We start from the raw sequence: 11,831 nt of genomic DNA, 5'->3' as shown, positions 1-11,831 counted from the left end.
TCTGTATGGTACTAACATAGACCTATTCTTATTTGATTGAAGCGCTGTCTTCAAGGAGTGGTATATGTCTGCTGTAGCGTTCGTTTCCCATGGTGGTGGCCCGATGCCGGTTTTAGGTGATCCTAGTCATGACGAACTGGTGTCAACATTGAAAGGTTTGGTGCAACAACTACCCAAGCAACCGTCAGTCATCATCATGCTTAGTGCTCACTGGGAAACCAATGGTTTTGAAATAACGGCAGGCGCGACGCCTGAGTTGATTTATGATTATTATGGCTTTCCCGAAGCATCTTATCAGTTGCAATACCCTGCACCTGGAGCGCCTCAACTAGCCAAAGAGATTGCGCACAGCATGCAGGCTCAAGGAACGCCCGTTCGTTTGAATGAGACGCGAGGGTTTGATCATGGAATGTTTATCCCCTTAATGTTGATGTACCCTGAGGCCAATATTCCGGTATTACAAATATCACTGACCAGCTCTTTGAGTCCAAGTGAACACTGGCTGTTTGGCGAGCGATTAGCGAATAGCTTACCTGAGGATGCGCTGGTGATTGGCTCTGGCTTCAGTTTTCATAACATGCGCGCATTTTTTGCTCCTAAAACGCCCCAGATGAATCAAGCAGTGCAAGCCTTTCAAGCATGGCTGGACGAGACAGTGACTAGCCCTGATGTGCAAGATGCTCAAGAGCGTTGGGCCAACTGGTCATCCGTGGAAGGAGGGCGATTCTGTCATCCTCGGGAGGAGCACCTGGTGCCTTTAATCGTATGTCATGCTATTGCGCAAAAACAGGGAGCGTCTGTGCCCTTCACAGCATTAGACGTCGAGGCTCGTCACTTCATTTGGTAGACGTTATTCAGTTCACCAAGCCGGCTTTAGGAGTCGGCTTTGTTTTTGCATAAATGGGGGTAAACAGAGAGCGCACTGTAAACTCATGGTTAAGTGCATAATTGGCGCTAGACCGACACCGCAATGCCGTTGCAACATAGTGTCTATACCATGCACATATCACCTTTCAAAATTGAGGACGATAGCAATGCCAAGCCCATCTGATCAGCTATCCACGACGAAAACCGCTTCTTGCCTTGAACTGAAACAGGGCATTTTATACCACATGCGCTACACCTTAGCGCTGCGCGCAGAGCAGGCCAGTCAGCGTGACTGGTGGCTATGTCTGTCGCTTGCGGTACGTGACCGTATTATCGATGACATGGTGGCTACTCAAACTAAGCACAACGATGATAACGTACGGCGATTGTATTACCTGTCGATGGAATATCTGATGGGTCGAATGCTGGTTAACAATGTGCATAATGTACGAGTATTTGAAGAAGCGCAGCAAGCCATCCAAGAGCTAGGTTTATCTTGGGATGAGGTCTGTGAAGTTGAAGTAGACATGGGGCTTGGTAATGGTGGTTTGGGACGTTTAGCCGCCTGTTTCTTAGATTCACTGGCAACCCTTGATTTGCCTGCCATCGGTTATGGTATTTACTACGAATTCGGCTTGTTTAAACAAGATTTCCAAGAGGGTAAGCAAGTTGAACACCCTGATACTTGGATAAACTATGGCACACCATGGGAGTTGGTACGTCCTGAGTATGCCCAGACGATACAGTTTTATGGGCGTGTGGAAGCTTCCTATGACAATTTCGGCAATTACCACCCTCTGTGGGTTGATACGAAGAATGTGTTGGGGATTCCCCATGATATTCCTGTGGCAGGGTACGACACCAAAACGGTGAATTTCTTACGCTTGTGGTCGTCGCGCTCAACCGAAGACTTTGATCTAGACGAGTTCAACAAGGGTGACTATGTTGAAGCGGTGCGTTCAAAAGCCATTGGCGAAACCATTTCCAAAGTACTTTATCCAAATGATAAAACGGAAAATGGCAAAGAGCTGCGTTTGGTTCAGCAGTATTTCTTTGTGGCTTGTTCTTTGGCGGATATTCTACGACGCTTTGAACGCGGTAATGGTACGGATTGGGATAAGCTACCTGAAAAGGCCGCCATTCAGCTTAATGACACGCACCCTGCCATAGCCGTTGTCGAGTTAATGCGCGTTCTCGTGGACGATAAGCGTCTGCATTGGGATCATGCTTGGTCATTGGTTACTCGTATCTTTGCCTACACAAATCATACGCTGCTGCCAGAAGCACTCGAAACATGGAGTGTGGGCTTATTTCAAAAGGTTCTCCCGCGTCATTTGCAGCTGATCTACGAAATTAACCATCGTTTTATGGAGCAAGTGGAACAGCGTTGGCCTGGTCGTGATGACATCAAAACCGAACTTTCGATTATTCAAGAAGGCCACCATAAAATGGTGCGTATGGCGCATTTAGCCGTTGTTGGCAGTCACAAAGTGAACGGTGTAGCGGCATTGCACTCAGAGCTTTTGAGAACCGATTTGTTTGCTCGTTTCAATGAGTTCTATCCCGATAAGCTGACTAACAAAACCAATGGCATTACGCCGCGTCGCTGGCTATTGAACTGTAACCCTGGGCTTGCGCAGTTATTTGAACAGTATGGTGTCGAGCAAGATTGGCCTAAGAATCTTGAGCGCTTGCGCAAGCTAGAGGGGCTCGCAGAGGATCAAGCATTTCAGCAAGCTTTCATGGCCGTTAAACATCAAAATAAGCAGTGCTTGGCTGACGTGATCAAAGCAGAATGTGGCGTCGAGGTAGACCCAACGGCCATGTTTGATGTGCAGATCAAACGCTTGCATGAATACAAGCGTCAGCACTTGAGTCTGCTAAATATCCTGACGCTTTATCATCGTCTGCTAAATGATCCGAGTCTCGATATCGTGCCACGGGTATTTATCTTTGGTGCGAAGGCGGCGCCTGGTTATGGTTTGGCGAAAGCGATCATCTATGCCATCAACGCTGTGGCGAATGTCATTAATAATGATGCGCGAGTTCAAGGTAAGTTGAAGGTCGTGTTTTTGCCAAATTACCGAGTTTCTTTGGCTGCGAAAATCATCCCTGCTGCGGACTTGTCTGAACAGATCTCAACAGCAGGGAAAGAAGCGTCCGGAACAGGCAATATGAAGCTTGCATTGAATGGGGCGTTAACCATAGGCACATTGGATGGAGCGAATGTTGAGATCAAAGAAGAGGTCGGTGACGACAATATCTTTATCTTTGGCTTGAAAATAGAGGATGTACAGGCGTTGGACCGACATGGATACAACCCATATGACTATTACCATGGAGATGAAGAGCTTAAAAACGCGATTGACTGGTTGTGTTCTGGCTACTTTAGCCCCAATGAACCTCATGCATTTGATGAGATTCGCTCCGCACTGCTAGAGCATGGTGATCGTTTTAAAGTATTGGCTGACTACCGTGCTTATGTGGAGTGCCAAGAACTGGTGGCGCAAGCGTATCAAGACAAGGCGCGCTGGGCGAGAATGGCTATTATGAACACTGCTCGTATGGCGAAGTTTTCATCGGATCGCACGATCCAAGAATACGCAGACGAAATCTGGCACCTACCCGCTTGCCCAATTTAAGGCAAGCGGCTAAAGGTACTCATTTCGAATGGCTTGAAATGTGCCATTACGCTTAATGATTTGTAGCCCTTGGTTGAAGGCTTGCACAAGCTCTCGTGCTTGTGGGTAGTTTTTGCTTAAGCATACATGCAAAGGTACTAAGGGCTCAGCTACAAGGCTGCTGACTTTGATCGACTTTTGTATCCCCTCTTTTTTAGCTTGATGCAACGCTGGGTAGCGTGAAACTAAAAAGACATCACTTTCTCCAGACACGACTGATTTTATACCTTCTGAGATACCTTGAACTGTTGAATGTTCAATGTTTAGCTCGGTCAGCTGTTGTTCCATGTCCCACTGTTCTACTGAAATTACGCGGAAAGAGTTCAGATCATAAATGCTTTCAATGTGGTCTGTTGCAAACGATGGGCGGCTGATGAGCACTCGACTGCTGGTGCTGACTTCATTGCTAAACAGCATGTACGGGGCACGTTCAGGTCGACGAGCACAACTGACTGTGCCAGCAACCTCACCCGATTTAATGCCTTGCAAAATAGCCGGCCATGGTGCCGTTTCAAATGAAGCTTGAATACCAACCGCGGCAAATGCCGCCTGAGTAACACGAATGTCCATGCCTGAAATGCTGTTAGAGAATTCATCAACCGTTATGTAAGGTGGGTAGTCCTCAACGGGAAGAGTTAACGTTTGGGCCGATGATAGCCCTGAAAAGCAACTAATAATGGACAGCAGCAGAAACCACAGCGCTCGCTGAAAAAACACAAAACCCCCTTAATTAAGCCATCCATGACGTGTGTTGGCGGTAAAAATGCAAACAATGTTCAAAGACGGGCTAAGGTATCACAAAATAAGGAAGTGATAATAGAAGAAGCGGCGATTTTATGAACAAAATAGCCGCATATGAGTTATGAATTTGGTTTATGTGTCGATCTAAGGCAGCGCTGTATTTTGCAGCGCTGCAAGTCGGCTTTTTTAAGTTAGAGACATCACGATACGCCCGGTAATTTCCCCTTTCTCCATGTCTTGGAAAATGGCGTTAATGTCATCCAGTTTCTTCTCGGTAATGATGGCTTTTACTTTGCCGCGAGCCGCGAATTCTAGGCACTCTTCAAGATCTTTTCGAGTACCTACGATAGAGCCCACTACACTGACACCGTTTAATACCGTGTCAAAAATAGGCAGCGGCATGTCCTCTGGAGGTAGGCCTACTAATACACACTTACCACCACGACGAACGACGTCATAGCTTTGGCGGAAGCCTGCTTTACTAACCGCTGTACAGACACTGCCATGCACACCACCAGTGGTCGCTTTGATGTCTTCCACGACGTTATCCGTCATAAAGTCAAAGAAATATTCCGCGCCCAAGGAGGTTGCTAGTTCACGCTTAGCGTCTCCAGTGTCAACAGCCACCACTCGGAGCCCCATTGCGACGGCATATTGCACGGCTAAATGTCCTAAGCCACCAATACCAAAGATTGCGACCCATTGCCCAGGTTTCGCATCAGATACCTTGAGGGCTTTGTAGGTGGTCACGCCAGCACAGAACAATGGTGCCGCATCGACATAATCCAATCCGGCTGGTACTTTAATAACATAATCGGCGTGTGCTGCGCAGTATTCTGCATAACCTCCTGCAACAGAGTAGCCAGCATTCTGCTGCGATAAACATAGACTTTCTTGCCCGGCTAGGCAGTATTCACAGTGGCCGCAGGCACTGTAAAGCCAAGGGATACCGACTCGGTCACCCAGTGCGAGGTGGGATACGGCGGAGCCAATTTCTACGATTTCACCCACTCCTTCATGGCCTGGGATAAGAGGTAATGTGGGCTTTACTGGCCAGTCTCCATGACAGGCATGCAAATCCGTATGGCAGACACCACAGGCGTGAATTTTTACCAGCACTTGGTGAGGTTCAATAGTAGGCTTCTGGACATCTTCGATGTTAAGAATTGAGCCGAAGGTATTAGCAACCGCTGCTTTCATGGCAAACTCCCTTGTTATTGTTTGAATAGCAGAAAATAAGAAAGATTATCGTCTGCGTGAATTAACATAGGCGGTTCTTGTGAGTAATACTTGATTGATAGTCTTAAAGTGTTGTCTCGTAGTCCAAATGTGCAGGTTTCATGCTCTAGGTTGGAGAACGGTATTGGATATCTCATTGTTGATTTTATTGCTGGTGATAGCTCTTGGAACCTATATCCAGACTGCCACAGGTTTTGGCTTTGGTTTGATCGTGCTTGGAATCGGTGGGGCGCTGGAATTGATGACGATTCCTGAACTAGCGTTTGTTGTCAGTATATTGAGTTTGGTAAACGGCATTTCAGGTTTATATGGTGGTGTGTGGCGGCAGGCGCAATTTCGTTCTATGTGGGTGTTTCTAAGCGCCGCTATTCCAATGGCAGCATTTGGCCTGTATTGGTTAGATCATTTAGGGCAAGCGGCATTGAATGCGCTACAGGGGTTGCTGGGCATCGTGATGATCCTGGCTTGCGTCAGTTCAATGTTAAAACCCGATCCGCTCAAGACGCCTTCTCCTAGTTGGCATTTTGCGTTGAGTGGTGTCTTTGCTGGGTTATTAAGCGGCCTTTTTTCAACGGCGGGACCACCAATTTCCTATTTGATGTATCGCCAGCCGGTCCCGTTGGCGGTGATTAGGTCAACATTACTTAGCTTGTTTTTATTGTTAGCATCGTTTAGAGCAAGTGTGTCTGTTTTCACCGTATCTATCTCTACAGAAGTTCAGTTCGCGTCATTAATTGGTACGCCACTGGTGCTGGTTGGCACCTATTTCTCAAGACGCTTTTTGCTCTCTCTGTTGGAGGCGGATGTAGTAAAACGGTTGGCGATGGGGATGCTGGTGTTGTCGGGGGGGATCTTGCTGGTCAAAGCAGTATTCTAGTGAACCAGAGATAAGACACTAGGTTGTGTCTTATCTCTGTGTAGGGTTTAGATAACGCCAAGTTCCACTAAACGTTCATGCAGGTATGTGCCTGCCGTATGACGCTCAGATAATTTCACATCGGGCCTTGGGTGAAGAAATAGTGGTAGAGAAATTCTCGCTTTGGTTTTATCGGTACCTTCTGGGTTGATGACCCTGTGGGAAGTAGAAGGAAAGTATCCCGCAGACGCTTCTTGTAGCATGTCGCCAATGTTGACGATCAGGTTGCCGAAGTCACAGGGCACGTCGATCCAATCGCCATTTTTAAGCTGTACTTGAAGCCCAGGCTCATTCGCTGCTGGCAAAATAGTGATCAAGTTGATGTCTTCGTGTGCACCTGCGCGGATCGCACCTAGCTCCTCATCACCTTTCAATGGTGGGTAGTGCAAAACCCGCAATAAGGTCTGATCGCTTTTTTCAATCATGCTGGACAGCGGTTGAGAGTAGTGACTTGCTATATCACTAGGCGTGTATTGCTCGATCCATCCTAATAGTTGCTCGGCAAGCTGATTGGCCTCCTGATAGTACTGAGCCAGCTCAGCTTTGTGTATCGTTGGACACTGTCCCCACGGGTAATAGTGGAAATATTCCTTGATGTCTTTCTTGCTGTGACCCTTCGCGGTTTCAGAGATATCGGGCGGAAAGTAGCCATCTTGCGTACCGACGTTGTAGCGAAAGTTGTGCTTTTCTTCGCTATTAAAAAAATCATGCCAGTTTTGGTAAATATCGGATACCAACTGCTGGCGAATAGGGTGGTTTTTAAGGACACCGAACCCTGTTTCACGCAGGGATTTAACGAATTCTTGAGCGGCAGTTGGGCTTTGGTAATCGACAGCTTCTAAAATCATGACGAATTTCCTTTGAACGTGTTCAATATGGACTAGAGCATAGCTTAGTCAGTTAAAAAGTGAATTGACGCAAATATAGGAAAGGCCTAGGACGACCAGCCATTATGGAAGAAATAACGCAGATCGATGGTTTCTTCGAGATACTGATCACGCCATGTCTCTAAACTGATTTGTTGAGATTTGTGGTGCAAGTGACGGTCCTACTTTCGTGCTCAGTGGGTGAAAAATAAGATTTTATTTAACCAATTGGTTGAATTTTATTAGTTTACCAGCATTTTTTATAAAATGAAGGATAACTCAGACAAAAGAAACTAATCAGTGGGCAAATGAATTGATTGTCCTATACTGGCATTACGACCTTCGATTTTCAGAGTTAGAGAAAGAGCGTTTATTTGATCGAAGGATTTAGGCGCGAGCTCTTGCGTCATTTTTAAAGGGGGCGTTGTTTATGGCGAATACATTCCAATCGTTAAAGAATCACTTTTTGATTTCTATGCCGCACTTGAATGATCCAAACTTTGAACACACGGTGGTCTATATATGTGAGCACACGGAGTCCGGAGCTATGGGGGTTGTGATAAACCGACCATCAAGCGTTGATTTTGGCGAATTAGCAGAGCATCTTGGTATGCAAATGTCGCTGCCAACCTTAACCTCAGAACAGATCTTAGTGGGTGGCCCAGTGGAATCAGAACGAGGCTTTATCCTGCACAGCAGTGATAAGTGCTGGGGTAATACCTTGAAAGTAACTGATGACGTCTGTCTTTCTGCTTCGTTAGAAACGTTGGAGCACATTGCCTCGGGCGATGGCCCAGAATCATTTTTGATTACCTTAGGGTGCGCCGGTTGGGATGAAGGGCAGTTAGAAGGCGAAATTGCCAATAATGATTGGCTGGTGTGCGAGGCGGATTTAGACGTATTATTTAATACGCCTAGTGACATGCAGTTTACTGCTGCAACCAAGGTCCTAGGCTTGGATATGAGTTTACTATCGCCGGATATAGGACATGCTTGATGACTGAAACGTCCACATCAAAGACGTCAACGAACCCCAATACTGCGATCGCGGTATTGGGGTTTGATTTTGGTACGACCCGTATTGGGGTTGCCATTGGCCAAAGCCTGACAGGGCAAGGCCGCCCGCTTGCGCCACTTAAAGCCACTGATGGTATTCCTAACTGGGATATGATTAGTGCACTAGTTGAAGAATGGCAACCGGATGCTTTTGTGGTCGGCTTGCCGTTAAATATGGATGGTAGCGAAAATGAGATGTGTCAACGGGCACGAAAATTTGCGAAACGTCTCCATGGACGTTACAACCGCCCATACCATATGATGGATGAACGTCTGTCCTCCTATGAGGCAAAAGGGCAAGTGATTGCTCAAGGCGGCAACCGTAACTTTAAAGAAAACTCAGTCGATGGGTTGGCTGCACAAATGATTTTGGAATCATGGTTTGCGCAGCAGACGGCCAGCTCCGATTGATTGACCAAGGATAAGCATCACACATGACGTTGGATCTTGATAAAGCGCTGGCCTCCATGAAGCAGCAACTGGCGCAATACTGTCAGCAGCACCATATTGATAACCCTATCGTTGTGGGTATCCACTCCGGTGGTGTTTGGGTAGCGAATGAAATTCTCGATGCCGTACCGACGGATGAAGAGTTGGCGACATTGGATATTACTTTTTACCGAGACGATTTCACTCGTGCTGGTCTGAACCCAAAAGTTGGGCACACACAGCTACCAGCGTTAGAAGATCGTCATGTTATTTTGGTGGACGATGTATTGATGTCTGGGCGCACCATTCGTGCCGCTATGAATGAGATTTTTGACTTTGGTCGTCCCGCCAGCATCACTTTGGCGATTTTGTTTGACTTAAACAGTAGAGAGCTGCCAATACGCGCCGATGTGGTGGGGGAACAGCTGTCGTTGAAGCCAAATCAACGTGTAAAACTGTCAGGCCCTACACCATTGGCAGTTTCTGTGATTGAAACCCATTAAAAGTAAGGCGGAAGCTTTATTTTTTGGGCAAGTCATACGACAATTAGGACTTGGATACAGTGGTTCGCTAATAAGGTGATGTTTGGCGATAATTCTTGCCAAATTGACCATCTAGCCCACGAATGCCCGGTTGCAGCTTAGTCTGTGCCGGGCATTTTCCTATCATACATAGTGATTGAGGAAAGCAAACTATGATGCGATCCGACCCTCGGGCGTTACAGTTAAACGAACAAGGTCAACTAAAGCACTTTCTAACCTTAGATGGCTTAAGTAAAGAAATTTTAACGGAGATTCTCGACCGAGCAGAATCTTTCCTATCCATGGGTGAACAGTCCGTCAAGAAAGTACCTCTTCTACGAGGTAAAACGGTTGTTAATCTATTCTTCGAAAATTCCACTCGTACGCGAACGACCTTTGAGCTGGCTGCTAAACGTCTGTCTGCTGACGTCATTAACCTCAATATTGCTACCTCAGCGACCTCGAAAGGTGAGTCCTTATTGGATACCTTGCAGAACCTTGAAGCGATGCAAAGTGATATGTTCGTTGTGCGCCACCAAGACAGTGGAGCGCCGCATTTCATTGCTGAGCATTGCTCGCCAAATGTTGCCATCATCAACGCAGGGGATGGCCGTCATGCTCACCCGACGCAGGCGATGCTGGATATGTTGACCATTCGTCGACACAAAGGTCAATTTGAAGGCCTTAAAGTTGCCATCGTTGGCGATATCCTTCATTCCCGAGTAGCGCGTTCAGAACTGCATGCCTTGAAAACCTTAGGTGTTGAAGACATTCGTCTGGTTGGACCGAAAACCTTAGTACCTGAGTTTTTCCGTGATATGGGCGCTAATATCTGCCATGACCTGAAAGCAGGCTTGGAGGATGTGGACGTTGTGGTTATGTTGCGCTTGCAGAAAGAGCGTATGGCTGGCGCATTATTGCCGAGCGAAAGCGAGTTTTATCGCTTGTATGGTTTGACAGAAGAAAGCTTATCTTGGGCCAAACCAGATGCCATCGTCATGCACCCAGGGCCAATTAACCGAGGTGTAGAAATTTCATCTGAAGTAGCGGATGGTGACCGAGCGGTAATTCTGGATCAGGTGACCAATGGCATCGCTGTACGTATGGCTGTTATGTCGATGGCTATGAGTGGCCAAGTTCAAGAGCAACAGGCTATGGGAGATGAGGGCTAGTATGAAACTTCGTATAAGTAATGGTCGCGTTATTGATCCGAGCCAGAATTTAGACGCGGTGATTGATCTGTTTATCGAAGATCATCGCATTGTTGCAATGGGTGAGGCGCCAGCAGGTTTTGACGACGCGGAAGTGCTCGATGTATCGGGTAAATGGGTACTGCCTGGTTTGGTAGATACCGCGGTTGCGTTGCGTGAACCTGGTTACTCGCAAAAGGGCACGATTGCTTCAGAGGGGCGTGCGGCAGTATCGGGTGGTGTGACCACATTGGTATGCCCTCCTAACACAAAGCCTATTGTTGACACGCCTGCGGTAGCGGCATTGATCCAAGATAAAGCAGACGAAGCGGGCATGGCGAATGTGTTTCCGATCGGTGCGTTGACTCAAGAGTTGCAAGGTGAGCAACTGAGTAATATGGTGGCGTTAACGGATGCGGGTTGCGTGGCTTTGTCAAACCATGGCCATGACCTGGCAAGTAATCGTGTCTTGTCCCGTGCATTGGAATACGCAGCAACTCATGACTTACTCGTCGTATTTCATCCGAATGACAGCAGTCTATCGGAAGGTGGTTGTGCTCATGAGGGCATGATGTCGACGATGCATGGCCTCGCGGGCATCCCTGAAACGGCAGAAACCATCGCTTTGATGCGTGATTTGCTATTGGTCGAGAAAACTGGCGTTCGCGCGCACTTTGCTCGCTTGTCTTGTGCGAAGTCGGTCGAAATGATCGCCGATGCGAAAGCATCGGGCTTGGATGTGACATGTGATGTGGCGCTGCATAACTTGTTATTGACCGATGAAGTGCTCAAAGAGTTCGATGGTCAGTTCCATGTGCTGCCCCCGCTTCGCTCCGAGAATGATCGATTGACGTTGATTGAAGGGCTTAAAACGGGGGTCATCAATGCCATTTGTTCAGATCACCAGCCCCATGAAAAAATGGCGAAAGTCGCACCGTTTGCAGCAACCGAACCCGGTATGGCTAACGTAGAAGTATTATTACCGTTAGCGCTTCGCTTAATGGACGAAGGTGATTTAGAGCTTGGTCAGTTGCTGACGGCTCTAACTATAGGTCCTGCGGCTTGCTTTGGCCTTGAAGCAGGCTCTCTTGCAGTGGGTAGTTTCGCCGACTTTGTGGTGTTTGATAGCACCGATAAGTGGATCTGGGATCAAAGTACACGTAAATCCAAAGGATCAAACTCTGGCTTCAGCAGTGAGCAAATGATTGGCCGTGTGCTGCAAACCTATATCTCCGGTCAGCGTGTATACTCCCTAGGCTAAAACTGTGTTCGACACAAGGTATCGTGATTAGGCTCGCGATTATGGTAGAGTTACCGTCGAAGTC

At 47.3% G+C, this 11,831-nt stretch carries 11 protein-coding genes; 8 read left to right on the top strand and 3 right to left on the bottom strand.

The genetic code is table 11. The features are described 5' to 3' along the window. Positions 1–64 precede the first annotated feature (64 nt). Both ACXAC1_RS05150 and ACXAC1_RS05145 read left to right on the top strand, forming a co-directional pair. Positions 65–847, top strand: coding sequence for a DODA-type extradiol aromatic ring-opening family dioxygenase (locus tag ACXAC1_RS05150; protein ID WP_475059524.1), 783 nt, complete (start codon positions 65–67; stop codon positions 845–847). A gap of 187 nt (positions 848–1,034) precedes the next feature. Further along, on the top strand, positions 1,035–3,509 hold the full coding sequence (locus ACXAC1_RS05145; protein WP_475059522.1) for a glycogen/starch/alpha-glucan phosphorylase: 2,475 nt from the start codon (positions 1,035–1,037) through the stop codon (positions 3,507–3,509). Between the two features lie 9 nt (positions 3,510–3,518). On the opposite strand, the gene ACXAC1_RS05140 is transcribed toward ACXAC1_RS05145, so the two are convergent. Both ACXAC1_RS05140 and adhP read right to left on the bottom strand, forming a co-directional pair. Next, positions 3,519–4,265 (bottom strand): transporter substrate-binding domain-containing protein, encoded by a 747-nt coding sequence (locus ACXAC1_RS05140; protein ID WP_475059520.1) that lies wholly within the window; start codon positions 4,263–4,265, stop codon positions 3,519–3,521. Between the two features lie 210 nt (positions 4,266–4,475). Beyond that, on the bottom strand, positions 4,476–5,489 hold the full coding sequence (gene adhP, locus ACXAC1_RS05135; RefSeq protein ID WP_475059518.1) for an alcohol dehydrogenase AdhP: 1,014 nt from the start codon (positions 5,487–5,489) through the stop codon (positions 4,476–4,478). 163 nt (positions 5,490–5,652) lie between these two features. On the opposite strand from adhP, the gene ACXAC1_RS05130 reads away from it, so the two are divergent. Next, the gene (locus tag ACXAC1_RS05130; RefSeq protein ID WP_475059515.1) at positions 5,653–6,405 is read left to right on the top strand and encodes a TSUP family transporter; all 753 of its coding nucleotides are present in this window, start codon (positions 5,653–5,655) and stop codon (positions 6,403–6,405) included. A 47-nt stretch (positions 6,406–6,452) separates the two neighbouring features. Here ACXAC1_RS05130 and ACXAC1_RS05125 read toward each other — a convergent pair whose 3' ends face one another. Continuing rightward, positions 6,453–7,292 carry an isopenicillin N synthase family dioxygenase gene (locus tag ACXAC1_RS05125; protein WP_475059513.1) on the bottom strand — a complete coding sequence of 280 codons (840 nt, stop codon included), beginning with the start codon at positions 7,290–7,292 and terminating at the stop codon, positions 6,453–6,455. A 448-nt stretch (positions 7,293–7,740) separates the two neighbouring features. Between ACXAC1_RS05125 and ACXAC1_RS05120 the strand changes: the two genes are divergently transcribed. The 5 genes from ACXAC1_RS05120 (at position 7,741) to ACXAC1_RS05100 (ending at position 11,767) form a co-directional block, all read left to right on the top strand. Then, positions 7,741–8,307 (top strand): YqgE/AlgH family protein, encoded by a 567-nt coding sequence (locus ACXAC1_RS05120; RefSeq protein WP_475059511.1) that lies wholly within the window; start codon positions 7,741–7,743, stop codon positions 8,305–8,307. Then, positions 8,307–8,777, top strand: coding sequence for a Holliday junction resolvase RuvX (gene ruvX / locus ACXAC1_RS05115; protein ID WP_228190007.1), 471 nt, complete (start codon positions 8,307–8,309; stop codon positions 8,775–8,777). The genes ACXAC1_RS05120 and ruvX overlap by 1 nt, the downstream gene beginning before the upstream one ends. A 23-nt stretch (positions 8,778–8,800) precedes the next feature. Further along, the gene (pyrR, locus tag ACXAC1_RS05110) at positions 8,801–9,298 is read left to right on the top strand and encodes a bifunctional pyr operon transcriptional regulator/uracil phosphoribosyltransferase PyrR (RefSeq protein WP_228190006.1); all 498 of its coding nucleotides are present in this window, start codon (positions 8,801–8,803) and stop codon (positions 9,296–9,298) included. A gap of 191 nt (positions 9,299–9,489) precedes the next feature. Next, entirely contained in the window at positions 9,490–10,488 is a 999-nt protein-coding gene (locus tag ACXAC1_RS05105) for an aspartate carbamoyltransferase catalytic subunit (protein ID WP_475059509.1), read from the top strand. Between the two features lies 1 nt (position 10,489). Beyond that, positions 10,490–11,767, top strand: coding sequence for a dihydroorotase (locus ACXAC1_RS05100; RefSeq protein ID WP_475059507.1), 1,278 nt, complete (start codon positions 10,490–10,492; stop codon positions 11,765–11,767). Positions 11,768–11,831: the final 64 nt, after the last annotated feature.

It is taken from the genome of Marinomonas sp. AWM4_232 (genome assembly GCF_056158325.1).
The sequence above is the reverse complement of the archived record's forward strand: the minus strand, read 5'-3'. Positions and strand labels throughout refer to the sequence as shown.

Bases quoted from the DNA above. Each gene is read 5' to 3' on its own strand.
- ACXAC1_RS05150 (WP_475059524.1), top strand. From the start codon at position 65: ATGTCTGCTGTAGCGTTCGTTTCCCATGGTGGTGGCCCGATGCCGGTT.
- ACXAC1_RS05145 (WP_475059522.1), top strand. From the start codon at position 1,035: ATGCCAAGCCCATCTGATCAGCTATCCACGACGAAAACCGCTTCTTGC.
- adhP (WP_475059518.1), bottom strand. From the start codon at position 5,489: ATGAAAGCAGCGGTTGCTAATACCTTCGGCTCAATTCTTAACATCGAA.
- ACXAC1_RS05125 (WP_475059513.1), bottom strand. From the start codon at position 7,292: ATGATTTTAGAAGCTGTCGATTACCAAAGCCCAACTGCCGCTCAAGAA.
- ACXAC1_RS05120 (WP_475059511.1), top strand. From the start codon at position 7,741: ATGGCGAATACATTCCAATCGTTAAAGAATCACTTTTTGATTTCTATG.
- ruvX (WP_228190007.1), top strand. From the start codon at position 8,307: ATGACTGAAACGTCCACATCAAAGACGTCAACGAACCCCAATACTGCG.
- pyrR (WP_228190006.1), top strand. From the start codon at position 8,801: ATGACGTTGGATCTTGATAAAGCGCTGGCCTCCATGAAGCAGCAACTG.
- ACXAC1_RS05105 (WP_475059509.1), top strand. From the start codon at position 9,490: ATGATGCGATCCGACCCTCGGGCGTTACAGTTAAACGAACAAGGTCAA.
- ACXAC1_RS05100 (WP_475059507.1), top strand. From the start codon at position 10,490: ATGAAACTTCGTATAAGTAATGGTCGCGTTATTGATCCGAGCCAGAAT.